20 protein-coding genes and 1 pseudogene are annotated in these 25,585 nt (G+C 33.2%); 16 read left to right on the forward strand and 5 right to left on the reverse strand.

Features of this window, described 5'->3' with window-relative positions; all coding sequences use genetic code 11:
• Positions 1 to 259: 259 nt before the first annotated feature.
• Positions 260 to 1,225 (reverse strand): phage integrase N-terminal SAM-like domain-containing protein, encoded by a 966-nt coding sequence (locus tag ADH92_RS02825; RefSeq protein ID WP_049496913.1) that lies wholly within the window; start codon positions 1,223 to 1,225, stop codon positions 260 to 262.
• A 792-nt stretch (positions 1,226 to 2,017) separates the two neighbouring features.
• Here ADH92_RS02825 and ADH92_RS02830 point away from each other — a divergent pair.
• Positions 2,018 to 2,437: a hypothetical protein gene (locus ADH92_RS02830; protein ID WP_049496916.1), complete on the forward strand. Its 420-nt coding sequence runs from the start codon at positions 2,018 to 2,020 to the stop codon at positions 2,435 to 2,437.
• Positions 2,438 to 2,506: 69 nt separating this feature from the next.
• On the opposite strand, the gene ADH92_RS02835 is transcribed toward ADH92_RS02830, so the two are convergent.
• Positions 2,507 to 2,833 carry a helix-turn-helix domain-containing protein gene (locus ADH92_RS02835; protein WP_013903620.1) on the reverse strand — a complete coding sequence of 109 codons (327 nt, stop codon included), beginning with the start codon at positions 2,831 to 2,833 and terminating at the stop codon, positions 2,507 to 2,509.
• A 160-nt stretch (positions 2,834 to 2,993) separates the two neighbouring features.
• Between ADH92_RS02835 and ADH92_RS02840 the strand changes: the two genes are divergently transcribed.
• The 8 genes from ADH92_RS02840 (at position 2,994) to ADH92_RS02870 (ending at position 12,933) form a co-directional block, all read left to right on the forward strand.
• Positions 2,994 to 6,833, forward strand: coding sequence for an SEC10/PgrA surface exclusion domain-containing protein (locus ADH92_RS02840; RefSeq protein WP_049496920.1), 3,840 nt, complete (start codon positions 2,994 to 2,996; stop codon positions 6,831 to 6,833).
• 142 nt (positions 6,834 to 6,975) lie between these two features.
• The gene (locus ADH92_RS02845; protein WP_049496923.1) at positions 6,976 to 7,347 is read left to right on the forward strand and encodes a hypothetical protein; all 372 of its coding nucleotides are present in this window, start codon (positions 6,976 to 6,978) and stop codon (positions 7,345 to 7,347) included.
• Positions 7,348 to 7,554: 207 nt separating this feature from the next.
• Positions 7,555 to 8,319, forward strand: a complete 765-nt coding sequence (locus ADH92_RS02850; protein WP_141751181.1) for an IS30 family transposase — start codon at positions 7,555 to 7,557, stop codon at positions 8,317 to 8,319.
• 92 nt (positions 8,320 to 8,411) lie between these two features.
• The gene (locus ADH92_RS02855; RefSeq protein WP_049496925.1) at positions 8,412 to 9,284 is read left to right on the forward strand and encodes a helix-turn-helix domain-containing protein; all 873 of its coding nucleotides are present in this window, start codon (positions 8,412 to 8,414) and stop codon (positions 9,282 to 9,284) included.
• Positions 9,285 to 9,487: 203 nt separating this feature from the next.
• Positions 9,488 to 9,625, forward strand: a complete 138-nt coding sequence (locus ADH92_RS11185; RefSeq protein ID WP_155167719.1) for a hypothetical protein — start codon at positions 9,488 to 9,490, stop codon at positions 9,623 to 9,625.
• Between the two features lie 145 nt (positions 9,626 to 9,770).
• Positions 9,771 to 10,064, forward strand: coding sequence for a hypothetical protein (locus ADH92_RS02860; protein ID WP_023919386.1), 294 nt, complete (start codon positions 9,771 to 9,773; stop codon positions 10,062 to 10,064).
• Between the two features lie 6 nt (positions 10,065 to 10,070).
• Positions 10,071 to 12,272 (forward strand): ABC transporter permease, encoded by a 2,202-nt coding sequence (locus ADH92_RS02865; protein WP_049496930.1) that lies wholly within the window; start codon positions 10,071 to 10,073, stop codon positions 12,270 to 12,272.
• A 4-nt stretch (positions 12,273 to 12,276) separates the two neighbouring features.
• Positions 12,277 to 12,933 carry an ABC transporter ATP-binding protein gene (locus tag ADH92_RS02870; protein ID WP_049492958.1) on the forward strand — a complete coding sequence of 219 codons (657 nt, stop codon included), beginning with the start codon at positions 12,277 to 12,279 and terminating at the stop codon, positions 12,931 to 12,933.
• A gap of 907 nt (positions 12,934 to 13,840) precedes the next feature.
• Here the strand turns inward: ADH92_RS02870 and ADH92_RS02875 are convergent.
• Positions 13,841 to 14,740, reverse strand: coding sequence for a tyrosine-type recombinase/integrase (locus tag ADH92_RS02875; RefSeq protein WP_049496934.1), 900 nt, complete (start codon positions 14,738 to 14,740; stop codon positions 13,841 to 13,843).
• Between the two features lie 89 nt (positions 14,741 to 14,829).
• Between ADH92_RS02875 and ADH92_RS02880 the strand changes: the two genes are divergently transcribed.
• Entirely contained in the window at positions 14,830 to 16,092 is a 1,263-nt protein-coding gene (locus ADH92_RS02880) for an aminotransferase class I/II-fold pyridoxal phosphate-dependent enzyme (RefSeq protein WP_049496936.1), read from the forward strand.
• Here ADH92_RS02880 and ADH92_RS02885 read toward each other — a convergent pair.
• Entirely contained in the window at positions 16,078 to 18,324 is a 2,247-nt protein-coding gene (locus ADH92_RS02885) for an NACHT domain-containing protein (RefSeq protein WP_239681839.1), read from the reverse strand. The two genes, ADH92_RS02880 and ADH92_RS02885, sit on opposite strands and share 15 nt — an antisense overlap.
• A 242-nt stretch (positions 18,325 to 18,566) precedes the next feature.
• On the opposite strand from ADH92_RS02885, the gene pezA reads away from it, so the two are divergent.
• The 6 genes from pezA to ADH92_RS02920 all read left to right on the forward strand — a co-directional run bounded on the left by pezA (position 18,567) and on the right by ADH92_RS02920 (position 24,038).
• A complete protein-coding gene (gene pezA, locus ADH92_RS02895) occupies positions 18,567 to 19,043 on the forward strand; it encodes a type II toxin-antitoxin system antitoxin PezA (RefSeq protein ID WP_049496942.1) in 477 nt (158 codons plus the stop codon).
• A complete protein-coding gene (pezT, locus tag ADH92_RS02900) occupies positions 19,043 to 19,804 on the forward strand; it encodes a type II toxin-antitoxin system toxin PezT (RefSeq protein ID WP_049496945.1) in 762 nt (253 codons plus the stop codon). Before pezA ends, pezT begins: the two co-directional genes overlap by 1 nt.
• 132 nt (positions 19,805 to 19,936) lie before the next feature.
• Positions 19,937 to 20,959, forward strand: a complete 1,023-nt coding sequence (locus ADH92_RS02905; protein ID WP_049496948.1) for a cyclic GMP-AMP synthase DncV-like nucleotidyltransferase — start codon at positions 19,937 to 19,939, stop codon at positions 20,957 to 20,959.
• 8 nt (positions 20,960 to 20,967) lie between these two features.
• Positions 20,968 to 22,734 (forward strand): ThiF family adenylyltransferase, encoded by a 1,767-nt coding sequence (locus tag ADH92_RS02910; RefSeq protein ID WP_049496950.1) that lies wholly within the window; start codon positions 20,968 to 20,970, stop codon positions 22,732 to 22,734.
• Positions 22,712 to 23,200: a Mov34/MPN/PAD-1 family protein gene (locus tag ADH92_RS02915; RefSeq protein WP_049496953.1), complete on the forward strand. Its 489-nt coding sequence runs from the start codon at positions 22,712 to 22,714 to the stop codon at positions 23,198 to 23,200. The genes ADH92_RS02910 and ADH92_RS02915 overlap by 23 nt, the downstream gene beginning before the upstream one ends.
• On the forward strand, positions 23,184 to 24,038 hold the full coding sequence (locus ADH92_RS02920; RefSeq protein WP_049496956.1) for a hypothetical protein: 855 nt from the start codon (positions 23,184 to 23,186) through the stop codon (positions 24,036 to 24,038). Before ADH92_RS02915 ends, ADH92_RS02920 begins: the two co-directional genes overlap by 17 nt.
• A 196-nt stretch (positions 24,039 to 24,234) precedes the next feature.
• On the opposite strand, the pseudogene ADH92_RS02925 reads toward ADH92_RS02920, so the two are convergent.
• Positions 24,235 to 25,585, reverse strand: a pseudogene (locus ADH92_RS02925) (ATP-binding cassette domain-containing protein); the annotation flags it as partial.

The following is a 25,585-nucleotide window of genomic DNA, read 5'->3' on the forward strand; positions in this document are numbered from 1 at the left end:
CTCACGTAGTCTAAAAAGCTAGTGAAGTAGGTATCTGTTATTAGTTTTTCACGAATTTCAAAATTTGAACCTTTGAATTCTCTTTGCAAATGATTTTTAATTGACATTCTTTTACTCCTTTTAAATTTATAGTATTTCAGAAAAATATGTTAAAACTGTTAGCTATACAACAGCCTATATTTTGAGTATGCCATAAAAACGCAGAAAAACTGTTTTTTTCCGTTTTTTTTCTTGAATTTTTAGTCGAAAATGAGATACTTTAAAGAATATAGTTGGTCACTGTAACGGATAGACGCCAGTGGGAAAGATGGAAGACCGAGACAGCCATCAAGGCTAAACGATTATATTTTGTAGGCAGGGCTGAATTTAAGGCTTTTTTATAGTTTGATCCACGAATTTTATAAGGTTCATCTCTTAGTTCATTAATGAAGTTTTTCTTTTGTTTCTCAAATTTCTTTAATGATTTATCCCTTAAATTTTGGTGACCAACCTCCCAACGTTCTATTAAAAAATTTTTTAAATTCACCTTGAAATTTGGATTATCTTGGAGTTTCTTCAAGTAGAAGTAATAACACTCTCTTGCATGTTGAGCTCGCATCCCATGTAGATTGATTAGATTATTCATTTCCACATCTGTAAAGATATAATCATCCTCTTGTTTATTTTTAAAAGTATCGAGGACTACTGGAACATCTTGAGGAAGAATAAGTTGAGGTTGAAATTTTCCTCCCTTCCCACGCTGAACTAAAACATAGTAATTTCCATTATTATCTTTTCGAATATCCTTTCCTTTTAATTTTTTTAATTCGGATCTACGAATCCCAACTGCCCTCTGAAAATTAACCAGCCGAGAGAAGCGAGAGTCTGTTTCTTGATGTTTACCTTGTGAGTTTTTTGATTTTACACGACCTCGGATAATTTTGTCGCTGGAACGCTTGTCTTTTCTAACTCTATTCATGTTGATATCAACTGCTTTACAAACAGGTGCTAGATAAGTATGAATGGTAGCAACAGAGTATTGTTTTGGATCATCATTTAGATCTAGTTGGTATAGTTGAATTACTTCTTCAGTAATATCTGATTTTTTCTTAATATTGTGTTCTTTAGCCCACTTTGTGAAGCGAGTAATTGCTCTTTTATAGCTTGTCCTCGTTCGATTGTTTGTGATATTTTTTGAAGCTGCAATAAATAAATCGTGCTTGAGAGAATTCCTTTTTCTTGGCATTATACATTCCTTTCTAAAATAATTACATATTATTGTTAAACTGCCTCCCACCCTTTTTTTAAAAGCTGGGTATGCTTTTGATACTTCCCATCGAGGCTAACTCTTGAAGTTTAATGTTTGCGATAGATTTTCAGTACTCACCGTGATCTATGTTTGGAAGGATCATAAAGATGTCATTGCTTGTTCGAGCTTATAAAACTTTTCTATTTTACTTTTTTTTTTACATTATTCTTTTGCTTTACTAAACTAGTTATTTTTTTAGTATTTACTTTTATTTTTACCTTTTTTATTTTACCTTAAACACGTTTTTCTTTACTTTTTTATCTACTAAATGGTTATTCTTTACTTCATGTTATTCAGTAGAGAATAACCATTTAGATTTTCTTTCTTTTTTTCTTAGTTTTTTCCTTTGCAATGACTAGCATATGAGAGATAAGTACGTTTACCGTGCCCAGTAACAAACTTTCTCACCATATGACTAATGGTAATGGCTCTACTTAATCAATTTAATTTACAATAATAGTATGCCATATTTTGATAAAAATAAAGATCAAAGAAAAAACATCGTTATTTTAGGGATGGAAATGTTGTTTTTATTTTTACAGAAAAATGGCATAATAATAGTATAGATAAAAAAAGGCAGTGGTGAACTGTCTTTTTTTATTTCTCAATAAAGGAGGTAGCAGATGCCCAGGAACAATCGTTTAATAATAATATTAAAGAGAGTAAGGCCACCGTGAAAATTCACGAATGAAAAATCTTATTTAAAAATAATATTTGGAGGAAAACATAATGAAAACATATAAAAAGTATGTAGTTTTTACAAGTCAACAATATATTTCAGAATTAATTAATCACAATGAAGAAGTCAATATTAGAATGTTTTATTCAACATTTGATGAGGATCAGTATATTTCAATCTTGAATGATCAAGATCAAGAAGTGTCATTCAATTTTGTAAATGATAGCATTGAAATTGAATTGATTGATCCATTGTGTGAGAAAATTTTGATTACATTTGATACTGTAGAACAGACAGCCAAAGTTCACCAAGTAATTAAATTTCTCTTAGATTTGTTTTTTAAATTCAATTGGCATGAATCAGTTGCAGCGTTATCAGTTGCAGATTTCTGGGAATTGATCAAGAATTACGAGGAAGACGAGCTCGATATGACGTTTGGTTACCCAAGAATCGCAGGCTCCAATAGCTAATAACCATATTTTTACGCACAAAAAGAGTGGGAAAGGAATCGTTTTTATACTTATCCTTTTCCACTCTTTTTATTTTGTCTCGTTAATAATTGTGTTAATAGCTGAAATGACTTTATTTTGTTTGTACTCTGGTAAAGATTTGATAGTGTCGATAAGCTGTGCTAAGTCAGTACTTTCTTCTTTAAGTGTTAAATCAAAAAAAGTTTGTAGATCAACATTCAACGCATCTATAATTTTCTCCAGAGTACTAATTTTTATATTGGGCTCTAAATTTTCTAACTTATACGCGTAATTGGTACCAAGATCTGCTTTTTCTTCTAATTGTTCCTGAGTCATTCCTGACTGGGTCCGCAGAATCCGTATTCGTTTGCTTATATACTTTTGTAATTCTGACATTGCTCACCTCTTAAGACTATTTTACAGCCTTATAAGGTTAGGTTCTAGTTCTTAAAAGGTTGGTTACAACTTTACAAAGTTGATAAAATATAGTATAATTCGGTTGTTTATAATTATATAGTGATAATTTGTTCAATACTCTATCATAAAGGTGGGAATTATGAAAAAGAAAACGATCAAAGCAACTGTATCTGCTGTATCAATAGCTACAGCTTTTGCGGGAATTTCCGTTGTGAAAGCAGAAGACGTAACTGCAACTCAGCCAAATGAGTCAGCATTAAGTGTTGAATCGAAGGCTCCTTCGTTTACAAATATAAAACAAGTAGACGGGGTATTTATCAATAATGGGGTTACAACTGTAACGAAAACGCCAACTTCTGAAGTTGTAGAAGAAGCAAGAGCGATCAAGGAAGAAGCGGATCAATCGGTTTCAAATCAAGAAAGTGCATTAGAAAACGCTAAGGCTTCGGAAGCAACTGCTGCAACAAAAGTTTCCGAGGCAAATGTTGACTTAATAAATGCTGAGGAAAATAAATTATCAGCTACGCCTGAAAAAATTGAAAAAACGAAGAATGAAATATCAGAAGTAAAAGCTGATATTGATAAAAAGGAAACATCACTAAAAGATGCATCTGATAAAGTTCTAGAAGCTGAGAAAGAACGTAATCAGCAATCAGAAGTTATTCAAAAAGATCAAGATAAAATTTCAGAGCAAGAAAAGAAAGTTTCGACAGCTGAGGAAGCGGTAGCAACTGCACAAAAAAATCTTGATGGTACTGGAGCATCGGAAATTATTGCTGAAAGAGACAAAACAAAAAGTGATGTAGCTGAAAAAGAATCAGCTGAATCAGCAGCGAAAAAGGCTTTGGAAAATGCCATTAACGAAGACAAAAATAAAGCTGAAGAACTCAGTAAAGCTTCTTCTGATGAAAAAACGCAACTTAGTGCTAGTCAAATTTCTGCTAAACAATTAGCAGATGCTAAAAAGGTTGCAGAAGAAGCAGCAAATGCATTAGTGAAGGCTCAAAAAGAGAAAGAAACTGCTCAGAAAGTTTTAGACGGTACTGGCGTTGAAGAAATTGTAGCAGAACGTGATGCTGCTAAGAAAAATTTAGATGCTACAACAGCAACTGAAAATACAGCTAAACAAGAACTCAATCGTGCCAAAGAAGCGGATGATAAAAAAGCTACTGCATTAAAAAATGCAAAATCAGTTGAAGCAGATCAAATAAAGAAAAGCCAAGAAACGGCAGCAAACTTGTCATCTGCTGAAGAAAAACAAAAACAAGCACAAGAGAATTTAAAGAAAGCTCAAGAAAATAAGGTTTCAGCACAAAGTAATCTTGATGCTTCTGAATCACAACTTGCCCAAACAATCGCAAATCGTGATAGCAAAGCAAATGATTTAGCAAATAAACAAAATAGTAAGATTATTGCAGAAGAAGAGCTCAAAACAGCTAAAGAAAATGATGCTAAGAAAGCTTCAGAAATTTCAGCTTTAACTACTAAGAAAAACCAAGAAGAGGCAAAAGTAAATGAAACTTCAAATGAGCTAGCGAGTGCTACATCAGCAGCTCAGGAAGCAAAAGGGAATAAAGAGAAGGCTGATCAAGCAGTTGAAACCCTCAATAAACAAATTGCAGCAATTAAAAATCTCACTATTCCTCAATTGCCTCAAGATGTCATTGATGCTTACAAGACTTATCTTGCTGATGATTCAGACGCAAATAAAAATGCCTTAAACGACGTTATTCAAAAATGGTTCAAAGATAGCAAATATGATTTTGGAACTGCATTAACAGAATATTCCCCTGAACACCAAAATATATTCATAAAGGAATGGTCAAACAAGGATATTGTTTTGCCGATCGATGATTCAGTCGTAGATTTAGACAATTTAACTGACAAGCAAATTGAAGCTTTGAGCCAATATTATGCACTTCTCGCCAACAATCTGCAAGACCAAGTTTGGGGTAGTCATCATTATATTGTCACTGAAGAATCTGTTCAGGGTGTCAAAAACATTGCAAAAGCCTATGCTGAAGAAAATAAACCATATAGCACAAGTCACAGTGATACTGCTCTAGCGAAAGATGGATTAGATTCCATCGTATGGACTGGAGAAAACATGAGCTATGATAATACTTTGCTGGGTTATGGTGCGTATTATTCAGAAGCTAAAGAAACTCGTAAAGCAACAATGTCTCAATTGTATCGTGAGGTATATGATGCTGTAATTAGTTTTATGACAAATGATGTTCATGCTTATTTTGGACACATGAAACTTATGATTGGGCAGAAAGCTCCTACAAATATTCGGGCAATTGGAGCTGCAAATAGTTTCACACCAAGTGGTGTTGGACGCATGCACTTTATTGAATTCAAAGGTCAAGATGCACATCTTGAATATGTTAAAGATGAACAAACTGGTGAATACCATTTTGTAACTGTTGACGACTATTATGATAAAGGAATTGCTAAACCTCTAGCTACTCCATTTGATACTTCAAAAATGGAAGATGAATTAACAGCTGCTAAAGCTAAACAGACTGCAGCAAATACAACAAATGATTCTGCACAGAATCGTTTGAAAAAAGCTAAATCTGAAAATGATTCAAGTACAAAAGCCCTCAAAGAAACGACAGCAAAATTAGATGCTCTGAAAGCTACTCCTGATCAAACACCTGCAGCTACTACTAAATTGGAGAACGCTACACAAAATTATAATGAAGCACAAACCCAATTTAATAAGGCTCAAGATGCACTTGATCAATTAAATGCTGATATTCAAAGCAAGCGTCAAGCTTTAGCAAATGCAAAAGACAATTTAGACCAGGCTACAACAGCAGAAGTAAAAGCTAAATCTGATCTTGAAAAAGCAAAACTAGAAAATCAAAATGCGAATCAAAATCTGAAACAAACTCAAAAACTTGTAGCAGAATTAATGTCAGTTTCTGATCAAACTCCAAGTGCACAAAAGAAATACGACAATGCGAAACAACTAAAAGAAGATGCTGAAACAAGATATATCAAAGCTCAAACAGCTCTGGATAACTTAAATGCAGACCTTCAAGTTAAGCAAAAAGCATTAGAAACTGCAAAAGAGCAGCTTGAAAAAGCAAAAGCAACAGATAAGACTGCAAGAAACAATTTAGATGAAACAACAAAAATTCATGAAAAACATTTGGCAGCCTTAAATGCTACACGTCAAACGATTGCAAGATTAAACTCAATCTCAGATAAGACACCTCTTGCGCAAAAGAATCTAGATGAAGCTTCTCAACAATTGGTTGCTGCCAAGACTCGTTATGCAAAAGCACAATTAGCTGTTGAAAATCTAAATGCAGATATTCAAACAAAACAAAAAGTTTTAGCAGATGCGCGTGCAGAATTGGATAAAGAACTTAAAGTTCTTTCAGATCTTAAAGCTGAGAAAGCTAAGAACGAAGCAGAACTCAGAAACCGTCAGAATAAAGTTGAAGAGTTAAAAGCTAAAGAAAGTCAAATTAAGGATGAAATTTCTAAATTAAAGACTAGCTTAGTCGCTTTAGAAACACTTTTGGATCGTCTTGAAAATGCTGATGCATATTTGAAGAAAGCAAAAGAAGCTTATGATAATGCAGTTGAAGAGCATCGTTTAGCACTTGAGAATGTAGCAAGAGAGGAAGCTAAACTTAAAACACTTCTACAAGATCAATTGGATGCAACTGCCCAATATGAAGCAGTTAGGGAAGCCTATTTAAATACTCGTACAAGACAAAGCGAAGTCTTTAACGATAAAGTAGATCACAAGATGATTTCTCTGAATCCTGCGTTAGAAAAGAGTATACCAGAAAGTACTTCTAATGAACGAGTATATAGCTATGCTGGAAATCAAGCTAAATATGCTGCAAATAGAGCCTTGCCTAATACAAGTTCAATTGAGAATTGGTTAGTGTTTGCAATGGGAATTGTTCTTTGTAGTTTTGGTATTTCAGTATCACGGAAACATCGTGATTAATAAAAACTGGTTAAGTATTTCTTATTGTAGTAGTGAAAAAAAGTTTATCATTCAAAATTTGATTTTTTACTAATAATTTTAGTGAAATTAAGTATATGAAAAAAATAATAAATATCTTTAGATATTTATAGGAGGAAAAATAATGAAAAAAATTATTGCTTTAGTTGTTTTAGTACTTGCGGTTGCCGGTGGGGTATTCTTTTTCTTGAATCAAAATTCAGGACCAGAGAAGCAAATTATTGGTACTTGGTATGATAGTAAACACGATTCAACTATCGTTTTCAATAGCGATAAAACACTAGAAGTAACAAATAATAAAGACGAATCTAGAGATGGAACTTGGAAAATCACTGGAAAATATGTCAAATTAAAGGTTTCTAGTGCAGCGAGTGCTAAAGCTGAATTACCTGGAAAAGATGAAAAAGAAGTAAAATATTTAAAGATTCAATTTAATTCAATTGAAACTGTTAACAGTGATTTTCGAGTGGCAGACGGAACTTTTGAAAAACAGTAATATAATTTAAGTATCTATCTTAAATATAGTTAGAAGATAAATAATAAAAGGATTTGGAATTAATGTTATTGTTAACATGATTCTAAGTCTTTTTTATTGAGATTTTATCAAATGATAAATTGTAAAATATAGTGCAACAAAAAAACTCATAGCGTTTCATTGGTGTAAACTGTAAGTAACCGCACAAACAGAACCCGAGGAAAAACTATGAGCTACTCCCATCTTACCATAACCGACCGAATAAAGATAGAAACTTACTTGGATTTAGGTTTAAAATCTTGCCAAATTGCAAGTAAACTTGACTTTCATAAGTCTACCATTTCAAGAGAGTTAAGACGATGCCAAAATGGTTACTACGCCGTCTTAGCACAGGAACAGTACGACCACAGGGCTAAGCAAAAGGGTCGGAAGTCTTGTTTGACACCAAAGTTGAAAAAGGAAATTGAGAAGGGGTTAAAAGCCTCTTGGTCACCTGAACAGATTTGTGGTCGCTATCAGCTTGAACAAAAGCCAATGGTAGCTTTTAAAACCATCTATAACTGGCTCTATGCTGGTTTGATTGATCTGGATTTAAGCGTCCTGCGCCGAAAGGGAAAAAGTCGACAGCCCAAAGAAACACGTGGGACATTTAGGATTGGCACGTCGATTGCCAAACGTCCTAAAGAGGTCAGGAATCGTGAGACTTTTGGCCACTGGGAGCTCGATACTGTGGTGTCTTCCAGAGGTAAAAGCAAGGACTGTTTAGCGACCTTTCTAGAGAGAAAAACGCGCTTTTACTTAGCTTTCATTCCACTTTATACTCCTGAGATGAATCCGATTGAGCAAGTCTGGGCGGAGATTCGGAAGCGTGGGTTCGAGAAAAAGATGTTTAAAACTCTCAATGAAGTAATTGATAAGTTGCAAGAAGTGATTAGGAGCTTGCATTGGACAGTACTAAAATCTATTGTTCATAGAAGTTGGATTAGTTTTTGATTTTAGGTGAGTATGAATAATTGAAAAATAAAAGTCATAATGTTATAATTTGTGATATAAAGATAAATATTACATAGAATAGAGGTGGCCATATGGGGAAACTATTGGCGAGCCGAATGCGTAGTCGGAGAAAAGAACTGAATTTGTCTCAGGTTGAATTGGCTGCTGGTATCTGTGAACAGGCCCAAATCAGTAAAATTGAGCGAGATGCAGACTATAGTCCTGGCTCAGACTTAATATATGCCCTTGCAAAAAAGCTAAATGTATCAATGGACTACTTTTTTGACGAGGATATCCATGTCGAATCGGAGTTTTTGACTCAATTTCGTGCTGTATCTAAGAAATTCTTAGACTTACGAGATTATGATTCACTAAAATATATCTATGAGTTAGAAGCTGCGAAGACAGTAAAACTCCCTCTCTCCGATCAGTTATACCTTCAGTGGATAGAGGCTATTGTGTTGTTTAACCATGACCTTAAACAGAATGAAGCGATCAAAAAATTAGAAGCTATTTTGTCAAAATATAGCGAATATGATTGGGAATATTTGAATATCTCAAATAGTTTATTACACTTTTACTTTCAGACGGATGAACTCTCAAAATTTGAAGAAGTCTATAATCGCATGACCAATCTTTTTAAGAGTGTTAAGGTTCGGACAATTGATGAACTTGAAATTCTGATTAAATGTCGGTATAACTTTTGTCGGTATCTATGGTTAAACCAGCAAACAGAGAGAGCGATAAGTGAGACTTTTGAAACGATTGGTATTTGTCTCAAAAATAATAGTTTCTACTGTTTAGCTAATCTTTACTGTTTACTTGGGAATGTTAGTGAAGGTTTTGCCCATAAAGATGCCGTTAAACAGTACTTTGTAACAGCGCAGCATGCATACCTGCTAGAGGGAAATGATAAGATGGCTTTAGACCTTGAGCGTTTTATCAATGAAACATTCCCAGCATAATTGTTATAGACAACTCAGTCTTTACTGTGTTGTTTTTTATATGCATTTATTATAACATCTCTCATGAAACGAGTTATTTCTACGGTTAAAATAAACTTATTCATAATAAAAAAATAAAATAAAAAAATCTTTATAAATATAATTGACAAATAATTTTCTGCGTGATAGAATACAATCAAGGAATATGAAAGGGGTTGCAAGATATGAAGAAAGCAACTAAAAAGTTTGTTGTCGCAGTTTTATTAGCGGGTTTATTAGTTATTGTTGGTAAACCATCGATAAATCCCGCTCCCGCCCCTTTAGGCTTTGATCCTGGAGAATTATATTCTGTAAAATTTTAAAATATGAATTGTACGATTTTATGAATAAGCTGGTAGTATTACCAGTTCAAAGAAAGGATAGTTGCCAATGTACTAAGTTGTCATAAGTTACTAAAAAAGAGTTGTAATTGTTAGTTTTAGTCAAAAATGAAATGGAGACTATGTTATGAAGAAAAGAATTAAGAAGATTATTTCAACATCGTTACTTGCTCTTACCCTAGCTGGTGCAGGTGGTTCAATCGCTTCTGCCGCAACAGTTTATTATAAAGGTTCTGCCGTTTATTGGAACTATGGTCGTACAGTAGGACTTTGGAGTTACTCACACGTTCAATCTGGTGTGTATGAACACGCAGCAAGTGCTAACGGAGGTTTCTCAGGTTGGAAACGGCCAGGAATTGAAGCACGTGCATCTAGATATATTGGAAGTGGTACAGCACAATGTTACTGGAATTGTAGGTAAGCGCCTATGACATACAAAAACATGTTATTAGGTAAAATGAAGTACTTAATCCTGTTTTTGATTGCCATTCAGAGCGTACTACTTGCTCTGATGGCAATTTTTTTTACAGGTGTTCAGTATGAGGAGGCATGGCAAAGTTATAACCGTAATTCTAGGACAGTTACAGTTTATCTTCAAAGATTATCTGAAGAACAGGCGCAAAGTGTATACCAATACTTTTTGGAACAAAGTGACTTGTCTATTTGGACGAAACGTACTACAAATAGTAGTAGGGATGGTTCAATAAATAGAATATATTTAGATGTTCTTGGCAATCCTGAAGGTTTTTCAGATTTTACAAACGGTGGTAAAATAATTTTATCACGCCAACAAATTTCAGATTTATTATCCCATAGTGACAATAACTTGACTATTGGACTTGATAAGGGAACTGATAATATGCTCTATGAATTACCGAGCTTGTTATTTACAACCCCTGTTGTTATTAATCGGTTAGACCATATTTTTCAAGAAACAAATACAATAAACGGGATATATCATATCAATGGTCTTCAGGACGACCTCTCAAGAGAAACGTTTTTATCAAATCTCTCATCTATTACTGGGATTTCTGTTGAAGACTTGACTAGAGAGAGTTTTGGCAGTAATACTGTTGAGGGAATTGTGCCAATCGTTTTAGCTGCTAGTATTGCAGTAAATGCTATGGTTCTTCTTGTTCTTTTCCTAATATGTGTTTTACAATCCTTTAAACATTTTGGGACATTGATACTACTTGGATGGGATAGGAAGGAGTTGTGGTCTGCCCTCTTTAAGGATTCTCTTCTGTTTTCTATTTATATTGCACCTGTTTCCGCACTAGCAACTTGGTTTTTGTCAGGTTGGGCTAGTTTTGGATTATCATCATTTGTGTTAGTCTTTGCGGGTACAAGTCTTTCAATCTTGTTACTATTGCTAACATTAATTATTCCAAGTATTGTTGTTTATTGGGTTTCTCCATTAGCTGCAATTCATAAACGGTTACCAATGAAACCATTAATGGCAACCAGTTTGTTATTCTATACTTTAGTAGCTGGTTTATTAATAGCAGTTAGTCATTCCTTAGATGCGCCAATGAATCAGTTCATTGATAATGTCAAAGTAGCTAGGGAGTGGAAAAGTGTCGAAAATATGTATGTTATTTCGGATTTTGTAGAAGGGGATGATATAGGAACCTACTCTGGTAATACAAATTCATTAGAAAGCAGCATGTATCACTTTTACCAACGAATTTCAGAGATTCCAGGTGTTTATATTGCTCAGGGAGAATATCTCGGGCAAGAATACCTTGATACAATCTATGGTACGTATCAAAATGTTCCTAAAAAACCATTTTGGTATTTAACCTATTCTTATAATTACTTATCTGAACTAGGAGTTGAGTTAAGTAATGAAGAATTATCCGAAATACGTAATGGTGCCAGATTGTACCTTATTCCTGATACTCTAGGTTCAGCGGATGTTGAAACCATGAAGGCTTACTTACAAGAAGTTGTTCGAGTAAAACCAGGGGATATAGGGACTAAGTTTACAGAAAATCCAAGATTTTTATTTAGAACCTATCAGCCATCTAAGTCCATTTTTACTTGGTCAAGATCAATCGATCGAGGTGTAACTAGTGAAGAACCTGTTATTTTTGTAGCAGCTCCTGAAAACTTGTACTTCATGGAATCAGCAAACCTATCTGTGAGTGGATATGACGGAATTTTGAAAGTTCGTGATAAGGAAACAACGAATCAGGTAAAATCAATTTTAGAAAATGAGTTCCCTGATTTATCAGACAATGCACTGAAATTTACAACGGTTAAGAATTATATCAATGGACTTCAGAAAGATCTCGGCTATACTTTCTACCTATTTGGAAGTATCATTGCTATTATTGTCTTTACTATGATGGCTATCTTTTGGAGTTTTGTCTTGATTTATCGCTTGCTTTTCGAAGAAAAACTGTATGTACAATACTTCATGGGCTTTTCTCCTTGGAAGAGGTATAGCGGTGTTCTTTCTCTTGTCGTTGGTGTTTCTGCGATAGAACTACTAGTTTCTATCTTACTAGGCTCTAAGTTGGGAATAGTTTTAGCACTAGTTACATTTGCTTTCCAATTATTACTTCTTTACTTCAATCTATTCCGTAAAGAAGTAGAAAGTCTCATACAATCGTTTAAGGGGTGATTTAATGTCTATGATTTCCGTACAAAATGTGTCAAAAAAATTTGGGTCACGTGAGATTTTAAAAGACTTAAGTTTTGATGTTGAGGAAAATGAATTTGTAGCTTTAGTAGGGCCATCTGGTTCTGGAAAATCTACGTTACTTAATATGATTGGCCTTTTGGATAATATTGATAGTGGTAAGATTTTAATCAACGGGAAGATCTTACCAAAAGTGAATTCGCGTTCTGCGGTTAACTATCGAAAGAATGTTATCAACTATCTATTTCAATCAAATGCACTCATCTCTACATCCAGTGTAAAAGATAATCTCATGCTTGCTATGAACTTTACTAATTTCTCTAAGGAAGAGAAGGAGAAAAAGATTAAAGAAACCTTGCGGTTTGTTGGTTTGGAAAATAGACTAGATAGCAAGGTCAATGAATTATCTGGAGGTGAGCAGCAGAGAATCGCCATCGTGAGAGCTATTCTAAAACCAGGTGATATCATCTTGGCAGATGAACCAACAGGTTCATTGGATCCTGATATGGCTCAAAAATCATTTGACTTAATTCGGTCATTGAGAGATCAGTTTGGAAAAACAATTCTAATCGTCACACATAATTTAGACCATGCGAAACAATGTGATCGAATTGTCTCGTTGAAATCAGCTTTTGTAAATTAGTCTACTCACTCGCAACTGAGACAATCATTTTAGTCTATAGAACAACGAAGAAAGTGGAAGTTTAAGGATGAAAATTTTGAATACTATATGACACAACAGCCAAATTTGTACAATCATCTAGAGTTATAAACTTATCTAGTGGTTGAAAATCATATTGATGACATCCTTTGTCTGCATATAATTTTCAACAATAAATTAGTAGATATGGTTGTTTTACATTCATTTCAAAAGAAAACTGTCCCTATCCCACATTGTTTTAAAGGCGAGACTGTGACAGTCTTAGATGACGATGAGGTGACGTGGCATTTGTTAGAATTTCAGGATTTTAGAACTTGTTTGACTTCAGTGATTCAGCATGGAGTTCACTAAAATATAAGAAAAAGAATTTTATCAGGAGAAGTATACTACTATATATAGCGGAAAATCGTAAAAAAGCAAAGACGAAGTAATTACCTCGTCTTTGCTTTTTTAGTATAATGAACACCTTCATGTCAATGAAGTCAATATCGGATGGTAGCCCTTTTGAGTAATCAAAAATGCCCAAATTAATTAAAACTTGCGCATCTTATTAATTTTACAAATTGGGTATTACTACTTTATGCCACCCTTTTTCAAATATATTATACAAAAAAATGAAAAGGTTTACAAGGAATTGACGGTTATAGGAACTATAATTCTCATCACTTTGAACATTAAAAAGGAGAGAACCAATTTAGTCCTCTCCAGATTGTAACTTTATATCAACCCACTACAGTTGACAATGAGCCAAGGATCAGTCGCTATCATCTCTATGGGGCAATCAAGACAAGCACAGACACAACAGATCAGTCATTTGCCTATAACTTCGAAGTTCGTGACGATACTGGACTTGACTATTCAGGATAGGGTTACCTCTATGAAGGTAGCCCTATTTTTTTGACTGTGAATGAATCGAAGCGATGGGATTACACAGAGTTAGAATTTCTTTTTGCTTTGACTGAGATACATGAGTATAGATTTGTGTGACTGAGATAGAACTATGTCCAAGAATTTGTTGAATGTATCGAATATCTACATCACTATCTAGAAGCATTGTTGCGAAACTATGTCTAAACATATGGGGGGTAATAGGTGTAGTTAAGTTATGTTGTTTAACAAGGGTATTTAGAATTAAACGTACACTTTGCTCTGACAATGGGTTGAAAGAATATATTCCAGAGAATAGGTAGTCACTGGGTTGAAAGCAGTAGTTATTTATATATGTTTCTAGTAAGCTAAATGTTATTTGATCTCCTAAAAATAGGATACGTTCTTTCTTGCCTTTTCCCATAATATGGAGAGTCCTATTTGAAAGATTAATGTTTTTAAGATGAATATGACAAAGTTCGGAAATCCTAATTCCAGTTGAAAGCAATAGGGAAATGATTAGCAAATTTCTTTCAGCTTTTTGTTTTTGATATTTAGTTTTTGAATAGGTAACTTTCTGTTCTAGATGTGAAAAAATACTTTTCAAAATATCATAAGGAATCGTTTTAGGTAATATTTTTTCCGTTCTAAATTGATAACGTAATTGATTAAAAGGATTCTCATCAACTAAATTATGATATTTTAAGTAGCTGTAAAACACCTTCAAACTAGCAATTTTGCGACGTAATGTATTAGATTTAATATTGGATTTCGTCAAATGTTCAACATAGGTTTCCACACTGCTGTAATTTGAATTGTAAAATTGCAAAAGATCATTTTTGTAAGCTCGAATCGTATGTGAACTCAAGCGTTTATGGGTTTTGCAGTAGTCTAAGAAAGTAGAAATATGTTTATAATCCATGAATAACTCCTTTATCAATAATCATGCTATTATATACTTATTTGAATGCTTTGTATAGTGATAATAAATAGTTATCGATAGGAGAGATTATGGATACCTTATGGAAATTTAAACAGCTATACAATGATGCAATCTTTACATACCAGAACCAACTTCCTCTATGCGCAGCAGAGAACGTTGTATCACCTTTTTCTAAAATTATGCTCTCTTCATCACTACAAGAGAAATATCTTCTAGGAGCAAGTTCGACCTACCAAGAAAATAATTTTTTAGGGAGTAGCAAACTCTTTGAATTTAATCTTTTTTTAAACGAACTATGTCTTGGATTATATGGTGCACAATATGCTGATGCACGCACCTTATCTGGTATTAATGCTGTTACGTCATTATTAATGACTTTATTTGAGGAAGGAGACATTGTATATATTTCAAGCGATGAATATGGTGGACATACCTCAATAAAGAAAATATGTCGAAGATTAGGGATAATTACTAAATATATTCCTTATGACTACAATAAATTAGATTTTGATTATGACCAATTAAATAAAGCACTTATAAAGGAAAGTGCCAAAGGGATATTAGTTTGTCTTTCTGACATTTTATTCCAACCTGATTTAGAAAAGATTATTTTGCCTAAAGACTGTATCTTGTTATACGATGCTACTCAAACTCTGGGCCTAATTGCTGGTAAAGAGAACAAAAATCCCTTTGAATATTTTAATAAAAGCGATGATAATTTTATTATGTTTGGTGCTGCTCATAAAACTCTTCCAGGGGTGACATGTGGTCTTATATTGACAAATAATCCATTGTTACTTCAAAAATATGAAGCAATCAATCCTGACTTCTTAAGAAATACCCATTTTCATCACATTCTCAGTCTGATAACAACTTTGATTGAATTTGAAAAATTTGGCAACGCCTATTCTCAAAATATTCGACAAATGGTCAAAGACCTTTCTAAAAAGTTACTAAGGAACGGCTTTACCTTAGTAGGTGATGAACAGTATTCTGAAACTCACCAGATTTGGCTTTCTTTTCCTAATCAAATTGAATTAGATGCCTTTTTTGAAGCATGTTGCCACTATGGCGTATCCGTAACAAAGAGAGAAAAGAAAATCTATAATGATTTTGGGATTAGGATTGGTTTACAAGAGATTGCACGCTATAATTGGGAAATCGATATTATTGGTACTATAGCCACGATACTAACGGCAATAAAAAATAATATGCCTAGTGATGAAATCACTAAGCATGTTGATAACTTTTTAAAAGCAAAACGAACTCTGAACTATACTTTTTCAGAAGAACAAGTTAACCAATTTAAACAAAGTTTACATGACAGTTAAAGGTATAAAACAAGACTGTTTTTTCGATAATTTTTGGGCAATATTAGAAGTATCATCATACTCTAACAGCCTAGCATACTTAGAGAGTTTATCAAGCATGCCATAGTCATGTGTTAGGTAATAATAAGCTAATTGGAATTGCACTTTATTTAGCAAAGGATCTGTTTGAATAGCTCGATGAATAAAATTCAAATCTTCTTGTGTAACTTTAGCATGTCGCTCCTGCAATAATATCCTTCCAATCATGGCGTTGTGATATAAATTAGTATCTCCAACATTTTTTGAAAATGCAATAGCTTTATTATAGAAATCATAACTCACTTTATAATTCTTTTTAGAAGATTGGAAATAGAATTTTTCGCGGTATAATTCCCCAGCTTCAAAATAATAGTCATATAAAATTCTTAATTTGCTATTCTCCAAACTCTTAATATTTTTTATTAAGAGTTTTTCTGCTTTTTCTAAGTCATTGCAACATTTACGATAAAAAATAATATAATGACGCTGAGCGAACAATACTATCTCGTTACCAGGCTGTAAACTATCTATTTTATTTTCCAATTCTGCAAATTTTCTTTTCAGATGTTTTTTCCCTTGAAACATATCAATTGAAAAGGCTGAATATAGCGAACGAATTTGATAATAGATTTCTTGACTATTGTTGGAAAGTTTACGAAAGTTCCTAGATATTTGGCTTAAGTCCTCACCGATGTGCCTCTTACAATGCAAGATTAAATAGTTACAACGCTCTTGTTGCTCAGAGGATACGGTACTTGTTGCCAATAATAATTCTAAATTTTCAATAGCATCTTGGAATGAATTCGTCAAATGCAACAGATCACAGAAATTTATTTTATAAGATATCGCTTCGGTTCGAACATTTCTATAGATTAGGTTGTTATCAAACACGTCGCAATCATTTATTTTATTGATAATATCTTTAGCGTAGTTGTAATCTCCTATTTTTAATAGAGAAGAAATAAAACAGTCAAAAAAAACATCAATAATTTTATCAAAATCAAAGAAAACTTGAGGTCCATTTTGTAAAATTATCTCACCCAAATATAGTAGATATTGATATTTTTCATCGTTGTACAATCGTTTTAATATTTGCTTAAAGGTTGAATAATCATTTTTCATTGTGATAGGCAGTCGTAGTGATAATTCTAAAAAATTTTCCTGACTATGTATTTTATAATACTCCAGTAATTTTGCGTACACGTATTCATTCTTTAAGTGTGAGAGATATTGTTCAGCAATGAGCGAATTTAATTCAATATTCTTTGTGATTTCTTCAAATTGAATCAACCCTTTTGATGACAAAGACATTATTAGACCAATATCAAAGGTGGAGAATAGTTTCTCGGTAAAGTCATGATATAGAATTTTATTCAAAGCGATTGACTGCAAGAGGTCTTTCTCTTCAGCAGTGCAAATGGCTAATTGAGATGATACAACCTCCACGAGTTCATAGTTAAGCGGGTGGCGATTAGTTTTGAAAAGATAGTCTACATAGACAGGAATACCTTGAGTTAAGGTAAACACTCTTGAAAGAGTGTCTTCATCAATATCCAATCTACGAAGCTTTGCTAGTTCAGCAACTTGTTTCGCATCAAAATTCTTTATTTCTATTTGAGAAGATTCCTTAGGATTAATATAATTTAGTCCCATAATAATCTTATATTGAACGTGATAATTATCTAGGAAAAAATTGATTATATTGATGTATTGTGCCGGAGCAATATTATCTAGGATAATCAGACATTTTTTACGACCAAGGAGGCTATCAAGCCAATTATAAAAATCAAGTGGCCTGACTATCTTTATTTCAGTAATTCTCTCCAGTTCATCAATTAAATTTTTCTTTTCTAAATCGATATACATTGAAAACTTAAGGGATTTTTCTTTTTTATCAAGGACTCTATCATGTAACTTTTTAAGTATAATTGTCTTTCCACGCCCTAGAGCACCGTATATAATAGTCAGGTTCTGTTCTTTGATGAGTTCCTGAAGAATTTCTTGGATCTCCAATTCCCGTTTTAAATAAGCACTATCCTTTATGTATTGCTTTTTCTTGAAAATACCCTGGCGTTTTTTATATTTCTGTAAATATCTTTGTGGAATTTTGAATACGAACAGTATGATCGACAACATGACTGACAAAATTATTGGAATGAAAATTTGATAAAAATTGGGATATTTTGCTAACAACCCCTCTAAATCTTTAATCAATTTAAGTTCTCCTATCGATAACTATTTATTATCACTAGTATACCATAGATTCATATCTCCAATATGTTTTCGATTGTAGTTTTCTTACTTTTTTATATTCTTAAAGACTTTTTGAACAGCCTCATAGTACTTTTTCTTCAATAACTAAATATGTGGTATTCTATCCATTAGCAACAACGCACCAAAAATGGTGCGTTTATCTTTTTTGTGCTATAATAGAAATAAATAAAAGGAGGGCTCTCATGATCGGAGAAAATATTAAAGCGTTACGTAAAACACATGATCTAACCCAGCCTGAGTTCGCTAAGATTGTTGGTATCTCTCGAAATAGCTTGAGTCGTTATGAAAATGGAACAAGTTCAGTTTCGACAGAATTAATAGACCGTATCTGCCAGAAATTTAATGTTTCCTATATCGATATCGTAGGAGAGGAAAAGCTGCTCACACCAGTAGAAGATTATCAGTTAACTCTGAAAATTGAAGTGATTAAAGAACGAGGGGCGAATATCTTAGCACAACTTTATCGTTTTCAAGATGAACAAGGAATTGCATTTGATGATACTTCTAATCCTTGGGTTCTAATGAGCGATGATTTGTCTGATTTGATTAACACGAAGATTTATCTTGTAGGGACTTTTGAGGAAGTAGAGCGATACAATGGCTATTTGGATGGTATTGAACGGATGCTAGAACAAGCCAGTCATCTGGTGGTGGCCTAATGAAACTAGAAGAATTTAGTCAAGGTGATTTTGAACGAGCCTCCAAACGACTCGTTTGTTCAATGACTCGCGGTAAAACAACTTCATCTCAGCCTAAAGCTATTTTGCTCGGCGGACAGAGTGGTGCTGGTAAGACAACGATTCATCGTGTGAAACAAAGGGAATTTCAAGGAAATATCATTATCATTGATGGAGATAGTTATCGCTCTTTTCATCCAAACTACCTTGGTCTGCAGGAGAAGTATGGCAAAGATAGTGTGGATTATACTAAAGTATTTGCGGGAAAAATGGTTGAATATCTCGTAGATGAATTGAGTAAACTAGGCTATCATTTGTTAATCGAGGGCACCTTGAGAACAACAGAAGTTCCTCGAAAAACGGCACAATTATTGACAACTAGAGGTTACCAAGTCTCGCTTGCACTGATTGCGACCAAGCCTGAATTGTCCTATCTCAGCACTTTGATACGTTATGAAGAGCTCTATGCTATAAATCCTAGTCAAGCCAGAGCAACTCCTAAAGCACACCATGATGGAATTGTAGAACATTTGGTTGAGAATTTACGGGAGTTGGAAAAGGATCAGCTTTTTAGACAAATTCAAATTTACCAAAGAGATCAATCGTGCGTTTATGATTCGCAAGTAGATCAAACCTCAGCAGCAGAAGTTCTACAAGAATGCCTCTTCGGAAAATGGAGTAAGGTAGAGAAAGAGATGTTGAAGATGGGACAGGAGCGATTGAAGGAGTTGGGTGAGGAATAGTCATAATAGTTTAATTTAAAATTATACTCAACTATATACTTAATTAGTTTATAAATAGATATTCAACAAATACTACTACATAGAATGATATAATTAAGAGTAGATTTAATAAAATACTTTAAGGAGGAGCTTATGGATACTTTGCAGTCACAGTTTATTAAATTTCACGATACCATTAAGCTAGATGCTGACGATAAAAAGGTATTAATTGATAAACGTAAAGAAGTTGAAGAAGCAATAAATAAAGGTGTTTCAGAATTTGAAAAGAGTTTTTTTAATCAAGGGAGTTACTCAACTTTCACGGGGATTTTACCATTAGAGGATGGGGATTACGATTTAGATAGAGGTTTGAGATTTGAAATTGATAGAAATTCAAATACTCCAAAAGAGATAAAGAAAATTATTTTTAATACATTAGTTTCTAAATTTGGAGAAAATAATGTTAAAGTAAAAAATCCATGTGTCACGGTATCATTTCCTAAAGATAATGTTCATATCGATATTGCGGTGTATTGTATTGAAAATGATAATTATTTTTTGGCTAGAGGTAAGCTTAATAGTAAAGAAGAAAATATTAAGTGGGAGGAAGCAGACCCTGTAGAATTAACGGAAAAAATAAATAATGCTATGGAAAACTCAGAAGACCGAAACCAATTTCGGAGAGTAATTCGCTATTTAAAAAGATGGAAAGATATAAAATTTAAGAATCAGGATAACAAACCAACTGGTATTGGTATTTCAGTATTTGCTGTCAATAATTTTTCTGTAAGCAAAAAAGTAGACTATTTATCTGGGAACGCTACTTATGATGATATTTCAGCTTTAAGAAATTTAGTAAATACTATGATTAATTCGTTTTCGGATACATATGATGTTGATAGAAACTTATTTTATCCGAGATTAGAGGTTTCCTTACCTGTTAAGCCGTATACTGATGTATATGAAAGGGTATCAAATATACAAATGGAAGCCTTTAAGAATAAATTAGAAAAATTAAGAGACTCACTAGATGAGGCAATAGATTCTACTGATTTAAGTGACTCTACAAAAATATTGAGTAAACAGTTTGGTGATGATTTTCCTATTATTGAACAAAAAGAGACAGCAGAAAACTTTGGAACTCGGGCTATAATCAGTGATTATCCAAGTGCTTAGAGGCGCGTATGTTAGAAAAAGAAGAAATATTCCAGATGTACTTTGACGAAATACCTTCAGAGAGCTTGGAGTCCGAAGATAAGGAATGCTATTTTTATCAATACAAAAAATTTACCTTAAAAATTATCGTTTCTAATGACTTTCCCCATTCACTTCCGGAAATATACCTTTCAAATTATATGGATTTTAATAAATGGTATAGTCATGTCGGTTCCGAAGGGAAATTGTGTTATATTTCAGATGATAATTTAATTTGGGACTTTAACAATCCAAGTGGATTATTGAAAGATTGCTGTGAAAAAGTAAAGGAATTACTGGATAGTTGGGATACACCCAAAATGACCGAAGACCTCAGGAAAGAGTTTTTGTCATATTGGCATATCAGTTGTTTGAAGTCAAAAACAAAATATATAGATATTCAAAGTTATTTATCTAGGGTCAGTACATTTGAGAAACATGAATTAGTCCTGTCGAATCAGAACTACCATCTTTTTAATTATGGTTCACAACTTAAAGAGAGTGTTGCGCCACAATCTAAAAAAAGCAGAGATGTTTATATACTTCCACTTAAAGATTCGAATTCTGTGATTCCTCCTAATCCCCTGAATGAACTAACAGAAGCAACATTTAAGAAATTGATTACAGGAAATCTATCTTCGGGGGTTAGACGCCGCTTCCAAAAGTGGTGTAAAACGAAACGAAAGTCATTCATATTAATTTTATCACTTCCTATATCTGATAATGATTATGTTTTATTTGGTGCGCTTTTTGAGTCTAGAACTTCCAAATATCCATTTAAAATTGATAATAAGGTACCACAAAAAAATAAAGATAGAAAAAAAATTGGTTCTAAGGCTAAAAAATCAAAAAATGGGAGTTTCAATATTACTCCAGTATATATTACAAGATTCGACAAGGAGTATAGAGTGAGTAGGACATCCCAAGAATATGATTTTCTGAATAAAAAAGTTGTAATTGTTGGACTTGGATCTGTAGGATCATTTGTTGCAAACAATTTATCTAAAATGGGTATAGAGAAACTTCTTTTAATAGATCCTGATTTTTTAACGGTCGATAACATTTCAAGACACTACTTAGGTATGGATAGTATAATAGATAATATTCAAAAAGTAGACGCTTTAGAAGATAGATTGAAAAAAGAAAATCCTGATTTAGAAATTGAATGTGAGGGTATCCGATTTCAAGAAATAGTTCGGAAGAATCCAAATTTATTTTATGAATATGATTTTGTTTTTTCTTGTGTCGGAGATACTAAAACTAATTTTGAAATTAATCATTTTTTCAGAAAGATTGGAAAAACGGTATTGTATTGCTGGTTAGATCCATATGGAGTTGGGTATCATAACCTACTAGTTTCTCCACAAAATAACGGATGCTATATGTGTATGAATTATGAAAATGGGCATCTTGTTAATAATAGAGCCTCTTTTGCAGAGAAAAATCAAATATTTGAAAAGCGCTTAGCTAGTTGCTATTCTTCATTTGTTCCTTATAATGTTATTGCGCCTAGTTCATTGGCAAATAAAGCTATAGAAGTTTATTTGCAGTACTTGGATGGGGAGTTCTCTGCTGAAAACAGATTAGTATCAGAAATTGGTTCAGATAAACAGTTTGGAAAAAAAGGGTTTACGTATAGTGTTCGATACTACAATTGTTTAAAAAATAGTGATTTATTAAATGTTGCTTTAAGAACAAATACATCTTGTCCAGAGTGTAACGGAGAGTATAAAGTTGATATATGTAAATCTGAATAATAAATATCAAATTGTAATACCATCTGATATTTTAAATTCATTACTAGAGTTTAGGCAACTGGGTTTTGAACCTGAAGCAGGTGGTATTTTTGTTGGTAAGAGACTTTTAAATAATTCGATAATTATTATAAATTTTTCAAGACCACAGGATAATGATGTAAGAAGTAGATATAAATTCTCAAAGACTTCTCCAAACCACCAGAAATTTGCAGATGATTATTTTGGTAAAAGTTCAGGTTTCATAAGTTTAATTGGAGAATGGCATACCCATCCTGAAGATATACCTACTGCATCTATTGTTGATATTCAATCATGGGAAAAAATTATCTCAGATAATGATGATAGATTATTCTTCTTGATAATTGGGCTTCAGGCTGGGAGATTCTACTTTAGGGAATCAAATGAGTGGCAATCCACTCTAATCTATTTTAAGGATGTATTGAATACGTATGAATTTAAAAAATAAATCATTTAAGAAATGCTTTTTTTGGTCTCAAAAATTTTATTTACCATTGGTATTAATTTTTCTATTTCCAATTCTTATTTGTTATTTGATTGGGAAGAGTTTGACACTAGTTGAAGTTGAAAAAATATCAAATACCAATTTTTTTACAAGAACTATTTTTGAAATAACTCCTGATAATTCTATCGCTACTTATATAGTTCTTTATTCATTAATATTTACTTCATTATTAATGATTTTTAGAAAAAACAATGCAGAGCGAACATTTAATGATGGTCATTCTGTATATCTTCATAACTGTTATAAAAGACTGTGGATTGCTGCAAATATATTAGGCTATCGAAAGTTACAACTTATAGGTGTATCAATACCAATGCAGTTTGAACTTATTATTAATGGAGTTTTCTCAGAATTTATATCAGAATCATCTGTTATGCAATATGATGAATTTGAAGGAAAAATTACTGTTGAGTATCCAATTGAAAACAAAAAGAATAAAGTTGTCAATTTATTAGTATGTGATACATATGATATTCCTTTAGAAAAATTAGCAGCTAACTATTTGGAAAATACAACAGTAAAAATTTCATCGCAACAAAAGTATAGTGGTAACAGATATAACAATCCTCAATTAGTTAGTACAGTCCGAGAAGAAACGCAGAAAGTAATTAACGCCTATAAAGAGGTTAATCTTTTTATGACAACAAATCCTTTAAATACACAAAAAATAGTAGGGACTTCATTCTTAACATTAGATAGATCAAGTTTTGATAGAGTATCGGTTATACAGATGGATGAAAGAAAACTCTATAATGATTCGTTTATAATATACGAGAGATAGTTAGGTATTTTGTGCAATTTGTGACTTGTATTAGCATCATATCTTTAATAAGAACTGTTTGAAAAATAAAACGGCAAGCTAGAAATTACTAGCCTGCCGTTTTATTATAATATTAAGGTATTTAATTATGTGATGATAACAAATTGAAAATGCGGCTTAGATCAGTGTACATCCTATATTATGGTTAAATATAAATTTACTTACTTTTTTCAATGATTAGTTCTCCAGATCTAATTTCCCAGACTTGGTCAAAGTTATTCAGTGCTTCATTCTGTCGGTGTAAAGTAATGATGACAGCACACGGTAAGTCTAGTACTTTTTTCAATTCTGCCTCGAACTGATGAGCATCCAAGGTTGAAAAAGGTTCATCCATAATAACTAATGGACTCTGACGGTTTTTTTCTCGATTTGAGGTACATGCGTTGTTGTTGACCACCTGACAGGGATTGAGGAGGTGTTGCTTCGAATTCCGCATCCTTAAACTCTGCGGGGAAAGTACTGAATAGCGTAACATTATTTTCATAACTAGAGATGAAGCTATGCTCTTGTTGCAAGATCAGGCCAAATCTCCCCCAAAGCTGATTTAGGGGAAGATCATTCAGCAAGATCTCGCCTTGGAAATCCTCATCCGTACCATTTAAAATATTGAGCAGGCTACTCTTACCTGATCCGTTCTCTCCTATGAGGGCAATCTTATCTCCTTTGTGAATGGTGGCAAAAGAAATTTTCAATGTTGATTCCCCAAGTTGTTTAGAAAGATTCTTCAATGTGATCGTTTCAAAGGAAGGCTGTGGTGACTGAATTGAAGATGGATGCTTAACAATAGTTTGAAAGCTTTTAATTACAGGTTTTACCGACTCCAACATTTGCAGATCGTAAAGGATTTCTTGAATTGGTTCTGAGAAGGCTGTAATATAACCAAAACTTGCAACCACCTCAGGGATACCAATTTGATGATGATATAGAGAGTAAGCTAGATAGGAAAAGAGAATAAGGCTAATGAATTCAAAAGAAATACCCGTCAAGAGAATACCTGTAATTTTAGTCAAACCATACCCAAGATACTTATCCTGCAAGTTTTTGAGAGAACTTCTTTGTTGCTCTATAAAATGAGGTAGAGTGAGTTTGTTAACTAGGTGATGTCCTCGGAATAGATCCTCCAAGGTCCGATAATAATCACCTTGCTTTTCAAGATAGGTCTGTCTACGCTTCGCAGTCAATTGACCAACGATCTTTGGAATTTGAATACTGATAGCCGTTGAAATCAGTAGGATCAGCGCCACTATAGGATTGATCGTTCTGGTAATAATGATGGTATAAATCAAAATTCGTAGAATCTGCTTAAAAAAACTCATCAATGGAGGTAGATAATCTTTTTCCAGTGAATCAAGATCATTAGATTGATAAGAAATGTATTCTGCGACTGTTTTCTGCTTGAAATCATGGTGGGCAAGTCCTAAAAGAGATTGAAACCAATCGTTCTTTAGATTTGTCGAAAAGAGAATGGCCTGTTTCCAGTCAAGTCGCATTTGGATGTAGTTGCAAGT

The sequence above is a fragment of the Streptococcus parasanguinis genome, from assembly GCF_001073155.1.
Lineage (GTDB): Bacteria > Bacillota > Bacilli > Lactobacillales > Streptococcaceae > Streptococcus > Streptococcus parasanguinis_D.

Coding starts and splice junctions, on each gene's coding strand:
- ADH92_RS02825 (WP_049496913.1), bottom strand. CDS start 1,225: ATGCCAAGAAAAAGGAATTCTCTCAAGCACGATTTATTTATTGCAGCT.
- ADH92_RS02830 (WP_049496916.1), top strand. CDS start 2,018: ATGAAAACATATAAAAAGTATGTAGTTTTTACAAGTCAACAATATATT.
- ADH92_RS02835 (WP_013903620.1), bottom strand. CDS start 2,833: ATGTCAGAATTACAAAAGTATATAAGCAAACGAATACGGATTCTGCGG.
- ADH92_RS02840 (WP_049496920.1), top strand. CDS start 2,994: ATGAAAAAGAAAACGATCAAAGCAACTGTATCTGCTGTATCAATAGCT.
- ADH92_RS02845 (WP_049496923.1), top strand. CDS start 6,976: ATGAAAAAAATTATTGCTTTAGTTGTTTTAGTACTTGCGGTTGCCGGT.
- ADH92_RS02850 (WP_141751181.1), top strand. CDS start 7,555: ATGAGCTACTCCCATCTTACCATAACCGACCGAATAAAGATAGAAACT.
- ADH92_RS02855 (WP_049496925.1), top strand. CDS start 8,412: ATGGGGAAACTATTGGCGAGCCGAATGCGTAGTCGGAGAAAAGAACTG.
- ADH92_RS11185 (WP_155167719.1), top strand. CDS start 9,488: ATGAAGAAAGCAACTAAAAAGTTTGTTGTCGCAGTTTTATTAGCGGGT.
- ADH92_RS02860 (WP_023919386.1), top strand. CDS start 9,771: ATGAAGAAAAGAATTAAGAAGATTATTTCAACATCGTTACTTGCTCTT.
- ADH92_RS02865 (WP_049496930.1), top strand. CDS start 10,071: ATGACATACAAAAACATGTTATTAGGTAAAATGAAGTACTTAATCCTG.
- ADH92_RS02870 (WP_049492958.1), top strand. CDS start 12,277: ATGTCTATGATTTCCGTACAAAATGTGTCAAAAAAATTTGGGTCACGT.
- ADH92_RS02875 (WP_049496934.1), bottom strand. CDS start 14,740: ATGGATTATAAACATATTTCTACTTTCTTAGACTACTGCAAAACCCAT.
- ADH92_RS02880 (WP_049496936.1), top strand. CDS start 14,830: ATGGATACCTTATGGAAATTTAAACAGCTATACAATGATGCAATCTTT.
- pezA (WP_049496942.1), top strand. CDS start 18,567: ATGATCGGAGAAAATATTAAAGCGTTACGTAAAACACATGATCTAACC.
- pezT (WP_049496945.1), top strand. CDS start 19,043: ATGAAACTAGAAGAATTTAGTCAAGGTGATTTTGAACGAGCCTCCAAA.
- ADH92_RS02905 (WP_049496948.1), top strand. CDS start 19,937: ATGGATACTTTGCAGTCACAGTTTATTAAATTTCACGATACCATTAAG.
- ADH92_RS02910 (WP_049496950.1), top strand. CDS start 20,968: ATGTTAGAAAAAGAAGAAATATTCCAGATGTACTTTGACGAAATACCT.
- ADH92_RS02920 (WP_049496956.1), top strand. CDS start 23,184: ATGAATTTAAAAAATAAATCATTTAAGAAATGCTTTTTTTGGTCTCAA.